We start from the raw sequence: 19,851 nt of genomic DNA, 5'->3' as shown, positions 1-19,851 counted from the left end.
CCTGATGGGTTTTAGCAAACAAACTAAGAGGAACAAGGCACAAGAGCCACAAAAAAAGCGCACGCATGGCAAGCCCCCTAATGCACGAAAACATGGCTGACAATAGCCGGATATTTTTTGGTGTGCTTGAAAAGAGCCTTGCGGATAAAATTACGCACGCTCTCATCTAGGCTCTTATTATTGTTCAAAACATCTTGCCGTAGGGCTTTGATGTGCAATCCTAATGAGCCTTGCAATTCAGATACAAAGGCACGCTCCTCTTTGAGATTGGCAATCCCCACACTGGTGATCTTGGAGTGGGGCATTAAATCCTGCCCCTCTTTGGAGATAAAAAGAACCGCACTCAAAAAGCCCGCACTGGCAATCTCTAGGCGTTCTTGGACAATCTTTTGCTCAATGCTCACATTATTGGTGTTATCCACATAGCTTTTCCCGCTTTTCACGCTTTTAACCTTGCGCATAAAATTAGGATTGACCTCCACCTGATCGCCATCTTCCATCAGGTAGATATTTTTTTCAGGCACACCGCATGCGATTGCGGTTTCTTTGTGTTTGGCGACATGGTTATACTCCCCATGCACGGGCAAGAAAAACTTAGGCTTGATGAGGCGCAACATCAATTTTTGCTCCTCTTGGGCGGCATGCCCGCTGACATGGACATCAAAGGCTTGATAAACCACTTGGGCTTCTTTTTTCATCAATAAATTTAGAATGCTGGACACGCTCGCCTCATTGCCCGGAATCGCTTTAGCCGAAATGATAATGAGATCGCTAGGCTTAATGCTGATGTGGCGGTGCTCATCGGTTGCCATGCGGTAAAGCGCGCTCATGGTCTCCCCTTGTGAGCCCGTGGTAACAATGAACACCTCATGATCTTGGAGCTTTTCGACCTCATGGGCTTCAATGAAGGTTTTAAAGGGCAGGTGGATATAGCCTAATTCCCTAGCAATGTCTAGGTTTTTCTCCATAGAACGACCGATCACGGCGACTTTGCGGTTGTGGTTGATGGCATGTTGGATGGCTTGATACACCCGGTGGATATTAGAAGAAAAGGTGCTCATGATCACCCTGCCCTTAGCGTTTTTAAAGAGATTTTCAAACACGGGGCTAATGCTGCTCTCAGAGGGGGTGATTCCGGGTTTATAAGAGTTGGTGCTATCACTGAGCAATAACATCACCCCTTGTTCGCCATAGTGGGCGAGGCGGTAAAGGTCGGTGGGGATATTATCAACAGGAGTGTGATCGATCTTAAAATCGCCTGTATGGATGATCGTGCCCACTTTGGTTTGAATCGCTAGCGCGCTGGCATCGATGATGGAGTGGGTGATGTGAATCCACTCCACGATGAACTCGCCGATCTCAATGGGCTGGCGTTTTTGCACGATTTTAAAATAGCTTTTGAACTTCTTTAAGCCATGTTCGTCAAATTTATTGCCAATCATCCCCAAACTTAAGGGCGTGCCATAGAGGGGGAATTGCAATTCCTTAAACAAGTAGGGCACCGCCCCGATGTGATCTTCATGGGCGTGGGTGATGAGAATGCCTACAATCTTATCTTTAATGCTGTGTAGGTAGCTAAAATCGGGGATCAAAATATCCACGCCATGCATGTCCTCGCTAGGGAAACTCATCCCCACATCAATGATGATAGCTTGTTGCATGGTTTCTAAAACCATCATGTTCCCCCCAATCTCGCCCAAACCGCCTAAGGGTGTGATTTTCACACGGGCTTTGACATTCAAATCTAGTTTGTAATGGGGGTTTAGGTGATTGATGTGGATTTTATGGTTAGTCTCCACGCCCTGCTTTAATTCCTTATGAAAGCCCAAATTCCCCCGTTCGTTGGCTTTGGTGATGTTCTTAACGCCCTCTTGTTCTTGCATGTGCGGGTGGCTCATCGCCGGGTTGCCCGCTTGTTTCCTGCCATGTTTGATGCGGTTTTTGCGCCCAAACTCCCCAAAATTCTTGTTTTTGGGTTTGTGCGTGTTGGGGTGGGCTTGTGCGGACTCTTTGCTCAAATCAACTTTGGGGGGATTATCTTTGGAAGGATTATCCATGTTGTTCTCCTGTAAGATTTTGGGAGAGATGTGCCAAGCCTAGATAGTGGATAGGGTTTAGCTGGTGGGGCCTAAGAGTGGGGCTAAGATCGTGCTTGGCAAAAAAGGCTTGCACCCACTCTAGAGGGTAGGTGCTTTTAAGATTATTAAACAGAGTCTTGCGATTAGCTTTAAAGCAAATCTTAAGCACGCTCTCTAAGACCTCCAAAGAAGGTGCGCCCAAGTTAGGACCCAAAGGGGCTTTGAGCAGACGGATCAGTGCTGATTGCACTTTGGGCGGGGGGTTAAAGGCCTGCGGAGGAACTTCAAATACATAATCGCGTTGGTGGCACACGCTAGCAGCCAACACGCTTAAAGCCCCGTAATCGCTACTCCCACTCAAGGCACAAAACTTAGTCCCGACCTCAGCCTGCACCATCACAACCATGCCCAAACAGAGCGCGTCTTTGAGCGCGTGGGTGATGATGGGCGTTGCAATGTAGTAGGGGAGATTAGAAACCAAAAAATACGGCTCAGAGTGCAAGAAGCCCCAAGCAGACAAGGCAAAAGGGTAACCCTTAAAAAGCTCCACTTGGTAGTTTGTCTGTTGTGATTCATCTTTAACCCTTTTGCGCTCCATCACATCGCCCACCACGAGTTTTAAAGGCACTAGCAAAGAGGGTTCTAGGCAAGCCCTTAACCTCTGAGCTAATTTGCTATCCACTTCATAGGCTAACAGACCCTTAGGTAGCCTCCCTAAAAGCCTGGTGGTGAGATCTCCCAAGCCAACCCCTATTTCCACCATTTGCACTTGATTGTTAAAGTGCTCACAGGGGATCGCTTGCAAGATCTGCTCTAAATAGCGGGCATCATGTAAAAAGTGCTGCCCTAAAATTGCCATCTTCCTAACTTTAAAACTTTGGGGCGCATTCTAGCACAGGCTAGCTTAAAAGTGGTAGAATAAAGAAAATGATAAGGATTAGCATGTTTGTGTGTGCGGGGAAAATGGAAAGTTTTAGTTTTGCTAGGAGTATCGGGGTGGGTTTGGTGCAAAGTGCCTTAGAACTTAGCCGTTTGTGCTTGCTAGAAAAACCAACCTCTTTGATCTTTATTGGGAGTGCGGGGACCTATGATTTTGATCTGCCCTTATTGTGCTTATATAAAAGTGCCCATGCTTTTCAAATTGAGCAGAGTTTTGTTACCCAACACAGCTACACGCCTATAGAAAATGCCCTAGAAATCCAAACAGATGATTTTAAAGCTCTTGATTTGCCACCCATCAAGGTCAATTCCAGTAATTACATCCACACCGATCCCAATTTTGCGGGCTGTATGCGCCATTTGGGGATTGGGCTAGAAAATATGGAATTTTTCAGTGTCCTAAGCGTGGCTAAAGCGTTTAATCTGCCCAGCTTTGGGATTTTTTGCACCACCAATTGGGCTGATCACAACGCCCATGCCCAGTTTTTAGAAAACCATGCCCAAGCCTGCGCCAAGTTACAAGCATGGGTTAGACAAGCCAATTTGTGCTATACTTGAGTGTGGAAGTGCAAACTTCCAAAATTTTAGAAAGGAGAAAAAGTTATGAATAGCAATAACAATAGCTGTAGCAACCACAGCCACAGCAATAGCCAAAACAGCAACAATAGCAATAGCTGCAACAACAGCAACCAAAACAACAATAGCTGCAATAACAGCAACAAACAAGACTAAGGTCTATCTCCGCTTATTAATATAAGCGGGGGTTAATTATCCCCTAAATCTGACAGCCGCTATGTTTTAAATCCCCGCATCTGCGTTTTTAAGTTGGAAATTTGGCAACACTGGGCAAGAGATACAATGCGATCTCTTGGCTCAAGGCTTGCAATTCTTGGGCGAGCTTGTCTGCTTGGGCTTGCTCTAAATAGAGTTTGAACAAGCCATAGTCCTTGCGCCCGCTGACCTGCTCCTTTTCACTCTTTAATAAAGAAATAGCCGCATACTCAAAGCACTCAAAAAAGTAAAAGTAATCATGCCCATGTTCTAGGAGGTGATCCACGATCATGTCCTTGAGTTTCATATCTGCATAAACTTCTAAGATCACCATCAAACCACCTTGATTTTTTTAGCCACCAGCATAAACATCGGAGGCAAGAGCAAGAGCGTTAGGATGCTAGAGGTTACCAGCCCGCCTAAAACCACAATGGCTAGGGGTTTTTGCACCTCAGAACCTACGCCATGCGAGAGCAACAAGGGGATGAGCCCCAAGCCCGCAATGCAAGCGGTCATCAGCACGGGGCGCAAACGCCGCAAAGCCCCTTCAAAGACGCATTCCTCTACGCTCTTGCCCTGATTTAGAAGTTCTCTAAAATACCCAATCATCACCACCCCATTTAAAACGGCAATCCCAAAGAGGGCGATAAAGCCCACGCTAGCCGGCACAGAGATATATTCTTGGGTTAAGAAAAGGGCAATCAACCCGCCAGTGATGGCAAAGGGGATATTGAGCAAAATTAAGAGCGAGAGGGGGACGCTTTTAAAGGTGAAAAAGAGGATAAAAAAGATCACCACAATACTAATGGGGATCACGGTCGATAGGCGTTTGTTGGCGCGTTCTTGGTTTTCAAACTGCCCGCCGTAGGTGATGTAGTAGTTGGGGGGCAGCTGCACCTTCTTGGCGATCTTAGCCTTAATCTCATCGACAAACCCGCCCAAGTCCCGTCCCACGACATTAGAGCGCACCACGCTCATACGGGTGCTATTTTCGCGCACAATGGCTACAGGACCATCCACTTCGCTAATGGTGGCAATGGAGGTGATGGGCACAGCAATCCTGCGTTTAGAGGTCATCTCTAAACTTTTAATGAGGGTAATATTGGTGGAGATGTCCTCTTTTTGGCGGATAATAACAGGGGTTCTAGAAATGCCCGTTGGGATAAACTCCACAATGATCCCCTCTAGGGCGGATTTGAGAAACTTAGCAAATTCATCGCTGGTGATCCCCACATTAGCCATCGCATCCCGATCGGGGGTGATGTAAAGGTAATTTAGCCCTTTGTTAAGAGCTGTAAAAACCTCGCTAGAGCCCCTAACCCCCCTAATCACCTCCACAATCTGCGCGCTCAACTCATTGAGCTTATCAATGCTATTCCCAAAAATCTTAATGGCTAAATCGCCCCTAACACCGGTGAGCATCTCTGAGATGCGCATTTCAATGGGTTGGGTGAAGGCAAAGCTAATCCCCTTGTAATCCTCCAAAGATTTGAGGATTTTATCCAAAAGCTCTTGTTTGGTTTTGACACTCCATTCTTTTTTGGGGATGTAGGAGATAAACATATCAGTTTGATTGAGCCCCCCTAAATCCAAACCGAGTTCATCGGATCCCGTCCTTGCTACGATCGCCTTGACCTCTTTAACATTCTCCCTAATGGTCTTTTCAATGCGTAAGATCAAATCCTTAGATTGGTTGAGCGAGATAGAGGGCACGCTATCCACACTCAGCACGCTATCCCCCTCATCTAAGTTAGGCATGAAAGCTTTACCCACAAAGGGGAAGAGCGAGAGACTCCCGGCTAAAAAGATCAATGCCCCTAAGAGCATTTTTTTAGGGTTTTTCAAGGCAAACCGCAGAGCAGGGGTGTAGATAAAATAAAAAAAGCGGGTGAGGTAGGTTTCTTTATGGGGCTGGGCTTTGAGCACCATCGAGCTAATCACGGGCACCACCGTGATGGAGAGCACCAAAGTGCCCAGCAGAGCAAAGACGATACTAGAGGCTAGGGGGCGGAACATCTTGCCCTCGATCCCTTCCAAAGACAAAATGGGGACAAAAAAGACAATGATGATGATGATCCCACTCACCACCGAGATCGCAATTTCTTTACACGAGCGATACATCGTGTGTAACTTGGTGGTGGTGCGGTTATGACTCAATTTCTCAAAGGCATTTTCCACCACAACCACTGCCGAGTCGATGAGCATGCCAATGGCAATGATGAGCCCGCCTAAGCTCATTAAATTGAGCGTGATCCCATTGAGTTTGATTAAAATAAAAGCCACGCTCAGGCTTAGGGGCAAGATCACCCCCACGGCTACACTGGCTCTAAAATTACCCAAGAATAAAAACAAGGTGATCACAATCAGCACGACCGCCTCTATGAGGGTTTGGGTAACCGTGTCAATGGCTTTTTGGGTGAATTCGGAGCGATCGTAAAAGACATGGGTATGCACGCCTGCAGGCAATAAGGGCTTGATGTCTTGATCGAGTTTTTGGCGGACCTGCTTGATGATTTCACTAGAATTTGCCCCCTTAAGGGAAAGCACGAGTCCTTCTGTGGTTTCATCAATGCCATTTTTAGTAACAAAGCCTAAGCGGGTGCGGTAATGCACCACCACCTTAGCAAAATCGCGGATATGCAAAAAGCCCATTTTGGTCGAGATGGTGATGTCCCCGATCTCTTTGGGGGTGAGTGCCATGGTTTGGATTTTGACTAAAAAGGTCTCCCCATCGCGATCCACACGCCCCGCCCCGCTATTACTCAAGTTGGCTCTAAGCGTATTTTCTAAATCGCTAATGGAAATCCCTAAGCCTGCCATGTCATTAAAATCGGGGATCACCACAAAGGCACGGCTAAAGCCCCCAATGGAATTGACATCTGCCACCCCCGGGATCGTCCTTAACATGGGGCGGATCACAAAGTCCAAGAGTTGGCGTTTTTCCACCTCAGGCAAATTCCCATCGATGGTGAACATGAAAATATCTGATAGTGGGGTAACAATGGGGGCGATGCCACCATCCACCTCTGGGGGCAAATCTGGCATCACAAGGGCGAGTTTTTCATTGACAATATTGCGCGCTAGGTAAATATCCATGCCATCTTCAAAATCGATCGTGATGTCGCAAATGGCGTATTTAGAAGTGCTCCGCAAGGACTTTTCCCCTTTTAAGCCTAGCAATTCCAACTCTAGGGGGCGCACCACATTGTTTTCCATCTCCTCAGGCGAGCTGCCCGGAAGCTTTAAGATGATCTTAACTTGGGTGGGGGACATATCCGGGAAGGCATCAACAGGGGTGGTGAAAAAGGCATACAGCCCAGAGAGCAAGAGCAAAAAGGCACAGATCAAGATAATCAAGCGTTGGCGTAAAGAAAACTCAATGATGGAAGCCAACATCAATCATCACCTAGATTGTTTAAAATGCCCTTCAGGCTCACTAAGGCCCCGGCGGCGACTTTGGCATGCGGATTAATATTTTTATTGCTGATCACAAAAACACGGGTGCGTTCCTCAATGATTTGCACGGGGGTGGGCATAAAACCCTTGGGCGTGCGCACAAACATTAAGTAATCTTGATCGTTGCGGATAATCGCACTAGAGGGGACGATCAAAGAGTTTTTGGGTTTGAACCCCTCAATATAGACATCGACCACCTCGCCCACATGGTAATTGTGCGCATCGATAAAGGCGGTGGCTAAAATGGTGTTGGAGTTGCGATCCAGCACCACAGAGATGCTCTGAATCACCCCAATTTTATTCCCCAGCGCGTCTAACACACGCGAGCCTTTTTTAATATACCTAGAGAGGCTGACGGGTAATTTGATACGCGCGATCAAATCGTTATTTTCAGCGATGCGGATATAGGTCGTGAAGGGGAGGATTTTTTCGCCCAACACTTTGGGGGCGATGGATAAAACGCCACTATTGCGTGCAATGATCTTAAAGCCATAAAGCCCCATGGGTTTTTTAGGGTCAATCCCAAAGTTGCGGAAAGTGTCTTCTAGTTGGCGCACCCTTAGGCGCATCTCTTCGCTGATAAGGTGGCTGTTTTGATACTCCCTTTTGGCGATCACACCTTGTTTATAAAGTTTATAGTCTTTGGAGCTCACATCTAGGGCAACCTTGAGCTTGTTTTGGCTATTTTGGAGCTGGAAGTAAAGGTTGCTTAGATCAATGGAGCTAATCTCACAGATGAGATCGCCCCTTTTGACATATTCGCCCTCGCTCTTGTAAATGGCGACCACGGTGGCGTTAAAACTCAAACTTTGAATCACCGTGTGTTTGGGGTTGGAGTTGTTAAAATCAATCACGGCGTTAAAGGGCAAGCCCTTTGTCCCAAATTTTTTATCTAGGGGCACAACACTAATCCCCAAGCTATCAATTTGCTTTTGGGTCAAAACGATTTCATCATAAGCCCCCAAAACCCCCAAAAAGAGCAACAAGCAGACCCAGATTTTCATTGGGGTCCCTTAATGCGTGTGAAAGTCTGCCCCAGTGTCTCTTCTAAAAGGGCGGTGATATTGACATACTCGATCTTAGCCTCTGCCAAAGCGATCAATGCGTCCATGTAAGAGTTTTGGTAGATCAAATATTCAAAGAGCCCGATTTTTTGGGCTTCATAGGCAATGCGCCCCATCTCCATTAACTTAGCTTTGTTATCAATGGCTTCAATTTGGATTTTCATGTATTTTTCTTTGGTTTGGAGCTGGTTGAGGTAGGCACGGGCGTTGATCCCTATGTTGCGTTTCATCACCACATTTTTAGCCCGTGTGCCATTCTCTAGGGCTAAAAACTTGCGTTTCAAGTGGATATTTTTAGGCGTTACAGGCAGGGGGATATTAAACTCAATGGAAAAATTGGTCGCTGAGTTATAACTCTCTGCCCCCAAACCAAATTCAAAGTTTTTAAAGACATCCCGATTAGCCAAATTGGCATTCACTTTATAATCTTTTGCGCTCAAGTCCAGCACTTCCACATACAAGGAATGATCCAAGATTCGTTGCAGCCCATACTCCCCAATACGCACATATTCAAATTGCAAACCTGGAATTTTGATGAGGTGATCTTTGTCTAAGAAGGTGCTAAAATCGGCGTTTTTGGAGACGACAGGATGCACGATGGCTAACATGGTGTTGAGCGTTTTTTCTTGGTTGATGATTAAGGTCTCCATGTTGATCTTGGCTAATTTGGATTCCAAATAGGAGTTTTTGAAGTTGATATAGTCCTTTTCAGACATGCTCCCTGCCTCAACTTTGCGTTGGGCAGCGTTGAGCTGGGATAAAAAAATCTGTTCACGGCGGGCGTAAATATTGTGTTTTTCAATGTTTAAAATGTAGTTCAGATAGAGGCGTTTTGCCCCAATAAAGGCGAGATTGCGGCTGAGCTCATAACTCTTGCGGTATTGCACATTTTTAATCGAAAGACTGCGGGCTAAAAGACGGCTAACCCATGGGAGTTTGGGTTTGATCATCAGCACGGTTCTAGGCTGGGCCTCAGCAATGCCTTGGTAGTTGCGCACCATAGAGGTTTCATTGGAGATAAAGGGGAAATCCCAAGCATTGGTGGATTTTTGCTCCTCCAAAAGGCTAATAAACTCTGCCTTTTTTTGGATCAATTCCATCGAATTATGCTCGACTCGTTTGAAAAATTCCTCTACAGAAAAGGTTTTAGCACTTAAAAAGCTGGCTAAAAGGCTTGCGGTTAGCCAAAGGGTTTTAAAACGCAAGCCCTACAATTCCTTAATATCCGCCACACTCAAAAATTCCCGACAAATTAAAAAGAGTAAGCTTTTGCGGTTATTTTGGATTTGGGGGTTGGAATCGTTGATGAGCACTTTTTCAAAGAAGAGTTCTAGGGGGGCTTTGAGGGCAAATAGGGCATGGATTTTATCGCCCCATTGGGTGAATGTGCTTTTTTGCAAGTTCAAGTAAGCCTCATAAAGCCCTTGTTCGCTGGTATCTTGAAAAAGGCGTGGATCGGGGTTGCTGGCATGTTGTGTGTCTTGGGTGATATTAGCGACTCGTTTAAACACGCCCACCAACTGCTTAGAATCCTCCACTTGATTTAAAAAATCTTGCAAGGCATAGAGTTTGTTAGCCATTTGGCAAATCTCATAATCTTGCCCCCCTAAGGCTTCAATGCCTTTTAGCACACTTTTATAAAGATTGGGGGTTTTGACACTTAAAACATGGGAGAGGCGTTCCAGCATGAACTCTCTTAGCAAAGAGAGATCAAAGGGGGCATAGTGGGCACTCAGGGTTTGCAAATCGGCTTGGAGATTAAAGGGCAGGTTGTAGTGCAAGCAGATACGCAATACGCCATTACACGCACGGCGCAATGCAAAGGGGTCTTTAGAGCCCGTGGGGATTTTACCCACGCTAAAAAGAGCCAACAAGCTATCTAGTTTGATACTCAACGCCAAGAGCGCGCCTAAAAAAGTGCTGGGTAAGGGCGCACCCTCAGCGATGGGGTGATATTGTTCTTTAAGTGCGGTGCAAATCTCTAGGCTTTTGTGGTGGTGCTTGGCATAGTAAGAGCCCATCACGCCTTGCAACTCGGGGAACTCATAGACCACTTCGCTCAACAAGTCCGCCTTGGCTAGGTGCAAGGACTCTAAAAGTTTGGTTTGCAAAACCTCTTGGGGTTCTGTGGAGTGGGGAGCGTATTTTTGGGCTAAAAAGAGGGCGATTTTTTGCTCACGCCCCACTTTGTCTTCCAAGCTCCCCAAACCCTGCATAAAAGCGATCTTATCTAGGGCTGGGGCTACATGTTCCCATTCGATGGATTTTTTCAAATCGTTTTGGTAAAAAAACACCGCATCGCTTAGGCGTGCACGCAAAACCTTTTGGTTGCCCGCTAAAATGGTGGCAAAATCTTGGGGGTGTTGCAAGGGCGCATTGCTCACCACAATAAAACCATTATTGAGCGTGCCCTCTTTGAAAGTGGCAAAATAGCGTTGGTGCTCTTTCATGGAGGTGGTGATAACCTCTGTAGGCAAATCCAAAAAGGCACGATCAAAAAGCCCATAAAGGGCTGTGGGGTAGGTGGTGATGGCGATCACCTCCTCTAAAAGTTCAGGATCCATCTGGACCTGCACGCCATGTTCTTGCTCTAGGGCGGCAATCTCATGCAAGATTTTTTCTTGGCGTTTGTCGGGGTCTAAGATCACAAAACCTTCTTGCAGGGTTTTAAAATAAGCCTCTATGCTGGGTGTCTCATGGTAGGCAAAACTCTTAGCCACATGGATTTTAGTCGCACGCTTAGCGGTGCAACCATAAGCTTGTTGGCAAGCCTCTAGGGGCACTAGATCGTCCCCAAAAATCACGCAAATATTATGGATGGGGCGTATAAAGCGTTCTGGCACACTGCCCCACGCCATGCTTTTGCCAAAATCTAGCGATCGCAAAAACTCCAACAAAATGCCATCTAAAAGCGTGGCGGTGGCAATGGGTGCGCTCTGCACCACAGCATGCAAGACTTCCTTATTGTTTTTGAGTGCCGTGCTAAAGGCTTGGGTGGGGTCTAGCCCCAATTTGGTATAAAACTTCTGCCCGATGGGATTGAGCTGGTGATCGCTCATCGCCACACTTAAGGGGGGACCAAAGTGTTCGATCTGTTGGGCTGGGGTGTGGGTGGGGAAATCGAGGGCATGCAAAACAAGGCGTGTGGGGGCGTAATAGCTGCGCAAGTCGCCTTTAAAATCCACTTGGTGGTTTTGCAGGGCTTGGTGGAATTTGTCTAGGATGTGTTTAAATTCTGCCAACAAAGCCTTAGCGGGCATCTCTTCAACTAGAACTTCAATGAGTAATGGATTCAAGTAAGCTCCTATGCGTGAATCAGGCTAGCCATTAATAGTTATCAAGGGTTACTTATGTTAAGATTATAGCAAAACTTAAAGTGAAAAACTCTTAAAGGTTTGTCATGTGGGCTTGGGGATTTTTCCGCCATGTTTTTGTGCTGGCAATTTTGGGTGGTGCGGTGGTGAGTGGGGTAGCAGCCAAGCCTGACTTTGTGGAATGTATGAATCCTAGTCATTTTAATTTGGAACAAAAAAAGGTTTTGGTCTATGCCTACCATTATGGTTCTAAAGAAAATTTAGGCTATGAGATGGCGGCCATTGCATGGAAAGAGTCGTGTGCGGGGGCTTATCGAGTCAATTTTGATGAGACAAGTGCGGGGATTTACCATGCCTATATCCCAGCCGTCTTGAAGTTTTACAATGAGGGGCAGACTCCTTTTATGAAAAGTTACTATGGCGATCTGCTCATCAGAGATCGTAATTTCGCTTCCCGAATCGCCCTAGACACTTTGGTCAGTTTCAAGCGTATCCACAAGGGCAACCTCAAAGAAATGATTCGGGCTTACTATATCCAAAGAGCCAAACACCCAGCTATGGCTAACCAAGAAGCCGATGAGTATTACCAAGACCTCCTAACCAAGATCAAAACCCTACAGAGCCTCATGCCCACCTTAGAGCAGTTTGTTAGAGAGCACGAGCACAAGCCCAAAACCCCCCTCTATGCCCAATCTGAATTGCCCTACCAACCCCCCAAGCAAACTAAGAAAAACCCTCCTAAAAAAACCCATAGAAAACCCTCTAAACCCAGAACAACCCAGCACCACAAGCCCAAACCCAAAGTGGAGCCAACCCACCACACACAGCCCAAACCCAAAAAGCGTCAAGAGGATGATGGGATTTTCTTGATGCAAGAAGCCCCGGTGTTTTAATATGCAAAAAACATTGCTGATCATCACTGATGGGGTGGGGCATAGCGACACAAAAGAGGGCAATGCCTTTTACCATGCCAAAAAACCCACCTACGATTGGATGTTGGCTCATTTGCCCCATAGTTTATTAAACACGCATGGTCTTAGCGTAGGTCTGCCCGAGGGGCAAATGGGCAATTCTGAGGTGGGGCATATGTGTATTGGGGCGGGGCGCATACTCTATCAAGATTTGGTCAAAATCTCCAAGGCGTTTGAAGAGGATTGCATGGAGGATAACCCCGCCTTCAGGCATGTAGTGGATAACGCCCACATTGTGCATGTGCTGGGCTTGATGAGCGATGGGGGCGTGCATGCCCATATCGATCACCTCATTGGCATGGCATTGCTCTTAGAGCGGGTGGGTAAAAAGGTGTGGTTGCACTTGATCACCGATGGGCGCGATGTGTTGCCCACCAGCGCACTAGAATACCTCAAATTGATCTCTTGCATTTGCAACCACAATATCGCCATCGCCACCATTTCTGGGCGTTTCTTTGCTATGGATCGCGACAAACGCTATGATCGCATTTTAGCTGCCTATGAAAGCATCGTGCATGCCCAAAATAAAACCATGTTGAGCCCTTCAGCCTACATTGAATCCATGTATGCCCGCAATATTTACGATGAATTCATACAGCCCGCCAGCTTTGGGCACTATAAGGGCATGTTTGATGGCGAGGGGGTGATTTTTGTCAATTTTCGCAGCGATCGGGCTAGAGAGCTCACCCAAGCCTTAAGCGGGGATTTAAACATGTTTAAAGGGCTAAAGGAATGCGGGGCGGGCGCACCCGAGCTAGTGATCGCCACGATGACCAGTTATAGCGCGGATTTTAAGCACCCGGTGTTCTTTCCTAAGCTAGAGATTACAGACACGCTCGCCCAAGTAGTCTCTCAAGCCAACCTAAGCCAAGTGCATATTGCCGAGAGTGAAAAATACGCCCATGTGAGTTTTTTTATCAATGGCGGGGTTGAAGAGCCCTTCCCCAATGAGGAGCGCATTTTAATCCCTAGCCCTAAAGTCCCCACCTATGATCTCTGCCCACAGATGCGCGCACCTGAGATTGCCCAAGCGATCATCTCTAGCATGCGCGCGGGTAAGGACTTGATCATCGCCAACTTTGCTAATGGGGACATGGTCGGGCACACGGGTAATTTTAAGGCTTGTATCCAAGCCATAGAGGCTTTGGATAGCGCGCTAGGTCAGGTGCTCAAAGTGGCTCAGGAATTAGGCTATGCGATGCTTTTAACCAGCGACCATGGGAATTGCGAACAAATGCACAGCGCTAAAGAGGGCGTGCTCACCAACCACACCACTAACCCGGTTTATTGTTTTGTGATGGGGCAAGATGCCAAACAGATCAAGTCCGGCGCACTTAATCATGTCGCTGCTAGCGTGCTCAAACTAATGGGTTTGCCTATTCCTAGCGTGATGGACGACCCCCTATTTTAGGGGATTGCGCTAATTACTAGCCCCCTAGGTGTGAGGGTGGCAATTTGCTTGGTGCAATAAAATGCGGGCAGGGGGCAATACAGGCTATCTTGCGGGGCATTTTGGATATGAAAATGCCCTTCAATGACCCTATCTAGCTTGCCTTGCGCACCTTTGAGGTAGTGTTTTAAACGCTCTTGCTTAAAGCGCACCCAGTCTGCTGGATTCAAATGCCATTCTCTGATCTTTTTCTTTTTGATCGGGCGGGCAACATAGGGGTAAAGTTGGCTGATACGATCCAAAAACCCCAAGATTTTACACGATAGCGCACTGGACAAAAGACGGATGTAAAATTCATACCCCCAGCCCAAGAACAAATCACCATGGGCGATTAGGTAGGTTTGATCTTGATAGGCAAAGGCTAGGGGCTGACACTTGCGGGGGTAAATGGTGGCATATTGAGTCAAGTTAGCCCAATATTTTAAGCCGATGTCGTGATTGCCCTCAAAGTAAAAGATCGTGCTTTTTTGGCTAAGGATACGCAGTTGTTCTAAAATCAAGGCATGGGGTTTATAGCTACTAGGCACACTCCCCATTAAAATTTGGAAAACATCCCCCATTAAAAACAGCTGTGGGGGCGGATTGGCAATTAAGCCATCAAGCAAACGGGGGAGGTGGGGGCTACCCTCTTGGTGGTGGGCATCGGCAACAAAGATCGCCCCCTCCGCCAAAGTCTCCACAAAGGCTCACCCCCCGCCCATGAATTGCAAACACTCCAAACGATCATTTTCTTGTAAAGGGGTGTTGCCCCATTCCTCTTTTTTGACAACCCGTTCATTCAAAGCCACCGCACAAACGCGTTTTTCAATGCCCAAAGTCTGGATCAACGAGTCAATATTGGGCGCGATGACCTCTTGGGCTTGCCCGTTAATGAAAATTTGCATGCACTGCCTTTATAAAATAATGCGCATTATAACAAAACCCCGCCCATTCAGAGCAAAACAAGCACTCTTTTAGCGTGATCTTTGGCACGGACATTATAGAGGGCGTGCAAGATCACGCCCTCTTCATCAATGACAAAGGTTGAGCGGATCACCCCCTCGATCTGTTTGCCATACATGTTCCTAACCCCATAAGCCCCATAAGCCTTGATGGCCTCCAAATGCGGATCGCTCAAAAGCGTGATGCTGAGATTCTCGCTTGTGATAAAATGGCAATGACTCTTGGCATCATCAGGACTAACCCCAATGATCAGTGCCCCCCTAGCCTTAAAGTCGCTTTGCAAAGCGGTGAAATCGCGCGCCTCAAGGGTGCAACCCGGGGTGTTATCTTTGGGGTAAAAATACAACACCACCTTTTGCCCGCGCAAATCCTGCAAAGAAACTTGCTTGCCTTGAGAATCCAACAAACTAAAATTAGGGGCTTTGTCTCCAAATTGTAACGCCATGCACACTCCTTAATACAAAATCACTGCGACCGCTCTATAAAAATCATTTTGGATGTGGATCGCTACAATGTCCCGGTTCAGCCATCTTTAATTGCGCTACCGCCACCCGACCTTTTTCTTCATCAACTAATTTCAAATTCGCACCGCCGACAAATACCCCCATTTTGATATATTGCCGGACAAAATAATTTTTGCCAGATTCCATATCAAGGCTTAAGGTATTGGGGGAGAATTCAGATTCGGTTGCGATGGTGTGTTTGCCTGCTGGCAACCGCATAAAGAAAAACACTTTAGGTGCCGACTCGCCCAAACATTCGCCATCAACCCAAATATCTTTTTTTAGAATGCTGCCAAAAATACCATCGCGATAAACATAGAGTCCGGCTTGACCCATTTCAGGCGCAACAAATTTTTTAGCTTCTTGAGCAAGTGATGATGGTGCTATTCTCACTGTAGCACAACCATAAAACAACACCAAAATAGAGCCACATAAAAACAATTTTTTCAGTGCCGCATAGATCATTTTTCCCTCTGCTTTGAGCGTGGTTTTTGCTTGCAAGCACATCATTTCTCCTTAATACAAAATCACTGCGACCGCCATAGGTCCATGCACACCAAAGACGGTTTTAAGCTCAATATCAGCCGTGCGGCTAGGCCCGCCAATGAGGAGCATATTAGTCGCCAAGCGATCGGGGCTTTGGGCTTTGAGGGCTTCTAAACCCTCATAGAGGTTTTTAACCAGCTTGCTTTTTTCCAGCAAGAAAACACATTTGAGCGTGATGAGAGAGCTTAGGCGCGGACTAGCTGGAGAAGAAACCACACCCACCATGCCCAAGTTAGCAATCCCGCATGTGGCTTTGAGCACTGAGGTATCCACATGGAAAAGGGTGTCTTTAAGCTCCTCCACACTTTGGTTATAAGGGATTTTCACCCATGCATTTTGGCTATCTAGTGCATCTAAATCCAGCGGTAAATCCGTAGCATGCAAAATCTTTTCGCTCTCAAAACCCACCAAAACCTCTTTTAAATCCTGCGCTAAATTCTCTGGGCTAGATTGCACCACTTGGGCGCGATTCAAGGTTTGGAAGTGGATATACTCCTCAAGCAAACTCTCTTTTTCGTCGCGCAACATATTTTTAAAATGCACTCCCTCATGGGCGATGGTGTGCCTTTTGAGGGCATTTTGCACGCGTTCTAAGACAACAGGTCTGCTATTCATAAACCACTCCTTGCAACTGCTTAACTTTGGCATGCAATCCGGCGTTGATAGTGGGCATGTCGCGGTGTTTGAGCCAAATTTTAAGCACCGGGGCATAATCGCCAAACCATTTGCCTAAAGGGGCTAACCAGCCATTGAGCTTTAAAAACGCCCGCCACAAAGCCCCATTAGAAGCCATTTTGGCAAAAGCTTTCATGGCTAGCTCTTCAAGCTTGCTATGCTTGGTGTCCTTGTAACCCCGCACCACGCCCCGCCCTTCGTGGGCTTTCTCACAACGCAAATCCCTAATGAGTTCAGGCAAGGGGATTTTAACCGGGCAGACCTCCCCACACCGCCCACACAAACTACACAAATTGGCAATGTGATCGTAATTATCCAGCCCAAAGAGTTGGGGGGTGATCACCACGCCAATAGGTCCAGGATAAGTGGCTAAGTAGGCATGCCCGCCGATTTTGTCATAAACCGGGCAGTGATTCAGGCATGTCCCACAGCGGATACAGCTTAAAGCCCGATAATATTTTTCATCGGCTAGGATATTAGAGCGGTTGTGATCTAATAAAATGATATGTGCCTCTGTGGGGCCATCTAAATCCCCCTCTTGGCGCGGACCGGTGATGATATTTTGATAGCATGTAATGGGCACGCCCACCGCACTAGGCCCTAACAAACTCACCAAAATAGAGGCATCTTCAAAACTCTCAACCAGCTTTTCAATCCCACAAATAGCGACATGTACATCGCAAGCGGTGGTGGTCATGCGCCCATTGCCCTCATTTTCCACCAACCAAATTGCCCCCTCGTTGGCAATGGCAAAATTCACACCCGAAATCCCCATTTTAAAGCTTTTAAACTCCTCACGCATGTGCTTTCTAGCAATGCCATTGAGCTTTTCAGGCTCGCTCTCTAAGGGAGCGTTTAATTTTTGGTGGAAAATTTCGCCCACTTGGTAGCGGTTTTTGTGGATGGCAGGCACCACGATATGCACGGGGTGTTCATCGATGAGCTGGATAATGAGCTCGCCCAAATCGGTTTCTTTGGCTACAATGCCCTTTTCTTGCAAGAAGTGGTTGAGTCCGATCTCCTCGCTCGCCATCGACTTGCCCTTTAAAATGCGATCGACCTTTTTTTCTTTGGCTAGATTGTAGATGATCTCATTGGCATCTTTGGCACTGCTGGCATAATGCACGATAAAGCCATTGGCTTTAGCCTTTTCCTCAAAGGTTTGCAAGTAGTGATCCAGCCTAGCTAATACCTTGAGTTTGGCATTTTTACCCAATTCTCTGAGCTCCTCCCAATCATGATAACGATTGGCGATTAAGTTTTTGCGGTTGGTGATGAGGGTATCCATTGCCGATCGTAAATTCGTGCGGAGTTGCTCGTCCCCTAGTTTTTCCTTGATGGCGTTTTCATATTCTTGTGCGCTGTGGGCTATCATGCTAGACCCCCTGGAGCAACCCCCACCCTTTGGGCTAAAAAGTCGTAAAAATGCATCGCTTTAGTTTGGCTTTGCATTTTACTCATCGCCCCACTGATGTTTAACAAACAACCCGCATCGGCGGCTAAGACATATTCTACTTGTCGACTCTCAATGTCTTTGATCTTATCTTGCACCATCGCAAAAGAAATCTCGGGTTCTTTGACCGAAAAAGTCCCCCCAAACCCACAACACTCCTCCTCGCGTTCCAATTCCACCAGTTCGACATTTTCTAGTTGGGCGATGATTTTTTTAGCACTCTGAATCACCTTAGCCACCCGCAGGGCATGGCAATTAGAATGCCAAGTGATTTTGACCGGCGCACCAGTATCGGTGTAGCGCACCCCTAATTTTTGATCCAAAAACTCCGAGAGTTCAAAAACACGCCCTGCAAAGTGCGTTACCTCATCATAGTGCGGAGTGCCCTCAAAAAGTTCTTTGTAATCATGTGCCATCATGCCCACACAAGACCCGCTAGGCACGATGATAGGATAATCTTCGCTAAAAAGTCTCAGATTATGCAAAATCACTTGTTTACTCTGATCGTAGTAACCCGAGTTGTAACTGGGTTGCCCACAACAAGTCTGATCCTTTTTAAAGATCACCTCCACCCCCTCTTTTTGTAGTAACTTGATACAATTCACAATGGTTTGGCTATAGACCGCCCCACCTAAACATGTGGCAAAAAAATAAACTTTCATGGCTATCCTTAAAAACTCATTATATCCCTAATTATAGCTAATTTGTGTTTCATTTGTGTTTCAATGGGTAAAAAACTCTGCCAAAATCTCGCCCTCTTTGGGAATGGGAAAAAAAATATCGAGGTTAGGGGAGATGAAAACACGGCTACCCTCCCTAATCACCACAACGGGTTTTAAATTGCTCTTGTCCTTGAGGATTTGGGCGACAATTTGGTTCAAGCCCATGCCACTTTGGCGGGTGAGCTGCATTAAGAGATAATCCCCAAAAAAGTTATTACGCCCAGTTTTGTTAGCAATGCCCGCTGTGAGTGCGATTAAAAGTCCATTTGAGAGGGTGGAGACCAAAAGGGGGAGCCCGTAGCGTTGGAAATTATGGGTCATCATCTCGCCAACCAACCCACTATAGCCCTTAATATCCGCACTTTTGGCATTGGTGAGCATGATATTCACGCCATGGGGGGTGATGATACGGGTCCAAACAATGTCTAGGCGGTATTCCCCAATCTTGTTAGTGTTGTTGTAATACCCTATCACCTTAGACCCCTTAGGGATGAGCACGGCTCTGCCCATGTTGGCAAAAACATCGCTCTCCACTTGGGCGATCACCTTGCCAGCCAACTGGGAGCTAATGGGCGTGATGAGAAATGCTGGGATGAGCTTATCGGCTGTCATGGTCCTTAATAGTTTGTTCTCATGGGTTGCCATATCTTTTTGGGAGAGATTATCAAAGCCATGCGCACCATAATCGGTTGAATCCTCTAAACCACTATCATCGATCTCTTCTTTAGGGGCTTGGGGCTCTAGGGGGGCAAAGGGCTGGATACGCGTGGCTAGAATCTCTAAAACTTGGGGGTCCTCTAGGGGCTCTAGCTCTTGGGGTGGGGGCTTAGCGGGCTTTGGAGCGGGGTTTTTGCTTTGGGTTTGTAGCTGGGCTTGTGGTTGTTCGTTTTGGCTTGCCCTGATTTCTAATTTATCTTGGGTGCGTTGGTAATCTTGGAGTGTGGGGGCGGGGGCTGAAACTTTGGGG

19 protein-coding genes are annotated in these 19,851 nt (G+C 46.8%); 3 read left to right on the top strand and 16 right to left on the bottom strand.

From position 1 onward, the window contains the following. Positions 1–77: 77 nt before the first annotated feature. Both C5684_RS00090 and rsmA read right to left on the bottom strand, forming a co-directional pair. Entirely contained in the window at positions 78–2,057 is a 1,980-nt protein-coding gene (locus C5684_RS00090; RefSeq protein ID WP_104639023.1) for a ribonuclease J, read from the bottom strand. Beyond that, positions 2,050–2,937: a 16S rRNA (adenine(1518)-N(6)/adenine(1519)-N(6))-dimethyltransferase RsmA gene (rsmA, locus tag C5684_RS00085; protein WP_104639022.1), complete on the bottom strand. Its 888-nt coding sequence runs from the start codon at positions 2,935–2,937 to the stop codon at positions 2,050–2,052. Before rsmA ends, C5684_RS00090 begins: the two co-directional genes overlap by 8 nt. Before the next feature lie 83 nt (positions 2,938–3,020). On the opposite strand from rsmA, the gene C5684_RS00080 reads away from it, so the two are divergent. After that, positions 3,021–3,575, top strand: a complete 555-nt coding sequence (locus C5684_RS00080) for a phosphorylase family protein (RefSeq protein ID WP_104639021.1) — start codon at positions 3,021–3,023, stop codon at positions 3,573–3,575. Here the strand turns inward: C5684_RS00080 and C5684_RS09225 are convergent. From C5684_RS09225 to glyS, 6 genes are all read right to left on the bottom strand, one after another. After that, positions 3,534–3,743: a hypothetical protein gene (locus C5684_RS09225; protein ID WP_199764442.1), complete on the bottom strand. Its 210-nt coding sequence runs from the start codon at positions 3,741–3,743 to the stop codon at positions 3,534–3,536. The two genes, C5684_RS00080 and C5684_RS09225, sit on opposite strands and share 42 nt — an antisense overlap. Before the next feature lie 94 nt (positions 3,744–3,837). Beyond that, positions 3,838–4,122 (bottom strand): DUF3240 family protein, encoded by a 285-nt coding sequence (locus C5684_RS00075; protein ID WP_104628771.1) that lies wholly within the window; start codon positions 4,120–4,122, stop codon positions 3,838–3,840. Beyond that, positions 4,122–7,184, bottom strand: a complete 3,063-nt coding sequence (locus tag C5684_RS00070; protein WP_199764441.1) for an efflux RND transporter permease subunit — start codon at positions 7,182–7,184, stop codon at positions 4,122–4,124. Before C5684_RS00070 ends, C5684_RS00075 begins: the two co-directional genes overlap by 1 nt. Then, positions 7,184–8,248 carry an efflux RND transporter periplasmic adaptor subunit gene (locus tag C5684_RS00065; RefSeq protein WP_104639019.1) on the bottom strand — a complete coding sequence of 355 codons (1,065 nt, stop codon included), beginning with the start codon at positions 8,246–8,248 and terminating at the stop codon, positions 7,184–7,186. Before C5684_RS00065 ends, C5684_RS00070 begins: the two co-directional genes overlap by 1 nt. Next, positions 8,245–9,513 carry a TolC family protein gene (locus tag C5684_RS00060; RefSeq protein ID WP_104639018.1) on the bottom strand — a complete coding sequence of 423 codons (1,269 nt, stop codon included), beginning with the start codon at positions 9,511–9,513 and terminating at the stop codon, positions 8,245–8,247. Before C5684_RS00060 ends, C5684_RS00065 begins: the two co-directional genes overlap by 4 nt. Before the next feature lie 3 nt (positions 9,514–9,516). Continuing rightward, positions 9,517–11,604, bottom strand: coding sequence for a glycine--tRNA ligase subunit beta (gene glyS / locus C5684_RS00055; protein WP_233708594.1), 2,088 nt, complete (start codon positions 11,602–11,604; stop codon positions 9,517–9,519). 104 nt (positions 11,605–11,708) lie between these two features. Here glyS and C5684_RS00050 point away from each other — a divergent pair, with 104 nt between their 5' ends. Continuing rightward, entirely contained in the window at positions 11,709–12,515 is an 807-nt protein-coding gene (locus C5684_RS00050; protein WP_104639016.1) for an energy transducer TonB, read from the top strand. Between the two features lies 1 nt (position 12,516). Beyond that, entirely contained in the window at positions 12,517–14,004 is a 1,488-nt protein-coding gene (gene gpmI / locus C5684_RS00045) for a 2,3-bisphosphoglycerate-independent phosphoglycerate mutase (protein ID WP_104639015.1), read from the top strand. Here the strand turns inward: gpmI and C5684_RS00040 are convergent. From C5684_RS00040 to C5684_RS00005, 8 genes are all read right to left on the bottom strand, one after another. Next, positions 14,001–14,723 carry a metallophosphoesterase gene (locus tag C5684_RS00040; RefSeq protein ID WP_104639014.1) on the bottom strand — a complete coding sequence of 241 codons (723 nt, stop codon included), beginning with the start codon at positions 14,721–14,723 and terminating at the stop codon, positions 14,001–14,003. The genes gpmI and C5684_RS00040 overlap by 4 nt on opposite strands. A gap of 6 nt (positions 14,724–14,729) precedes the next feature. Then, the gene (gene thiS, locus C5684_RS00035) at positions 14,730–14,927 is read right to left on the bottom strand and encodes a sulfur carrier protein ThiS (RefSeq protein WP_104639013.1); all 198 of its coding nucleotides are present in this window, start codon (positions 14,925–14,927) and stop codon (positions 14,730–14,732) included. Positions 14,928–14,974: 47 nt separating this feature from the next. Beyond that, a complete protein-coding gene (locus C5684_RS00030; RefSeq protein ID WP_104639012.1) occupies positions 14,975–15,430 on the bottom strand; it encodes a peroxiredoxin in 456 nt (151 codons plus the stop codon). Positions 15,431–15,473: 43 nt separating this feature from the next. Then, on the bottom strand, positions 15,474–15,995 hold the full coding sequence (locus C5684_RS00025) for a DUF2846 domain-containing protein (protein WP_199764440.1): 522 nt from the start codon (positions 15,993–15,995) through the stop codon (positions 15,474–15,476). 9 nt (positions 15,996–16,004) lie between these two features. Beyond that, positions 16,005–16,649 carry a LutC/YkgG family protein gene (locus C5684_RS00020; protein WP_013890661.1) on the bottom strand — a complete coding sequence of 215 codons (645 nt, stop codon included), beginning with the start codon at positions 16,647–16,649 and terminating at the stop codon, positions 16,005–16,007. Beyond that, positions 16,642–18,084 carry a LutB/LldF family L-lactate oxidation iron-sulfur protein gene (locus C5684_RS00015; RefSeq protein WP_104639011.1) on the bottom strand — a complete coding sequence of 481 codons (1,443 nt, stop codon included), beginning with the start codon at positions 18,082–18,084 and terminating at the stop codon, positions 16,642–16,644. Before C5684_RS00015 ends, C5684_RS00020 begins: the two co-directional genes overlap by 8 nt. After that, positions 18,081–18,824, bottom strand: coding sequence for a (Fe-S)-binding protein (locus C5684_RS00010; protein ID WP_104639010.1), 744 nt, complete (start codon positions 18,822–18,824; stop codon positions 18,081–18,083). The genes C5684_RS00015 and C5684_RS00010 overlap by 4 nt, the downstream gene beginning before the upstream one ends. A 60-nt stretch (positions 18,825–18,884) precedes the next feature. Next, positions 18,885–19,851: DNA type IV secretion system protein ComB10 (locus C5684_RS00005; RefSeq protein WP_233708593.1), on the bottom strand; the 967-nt coding region annotated here is incomplete at its 5' end.

Origin of the sequence: Helicobacter bizzozeronii (assembly GCF_900196775.1) — a bacterium.
Classification (GTDB): Bacteria; Campylobacterota; Campylobacteria; order Campylobacterales; family Helicobacteraceae; genus Helicobacter; species Helicobacter bizzozeronii.
The sequence above is the reverse complement of the archived record's forward strand: the minus strand, read 5'-3'. Positions and strand labels throughout refer to the sequence as shown.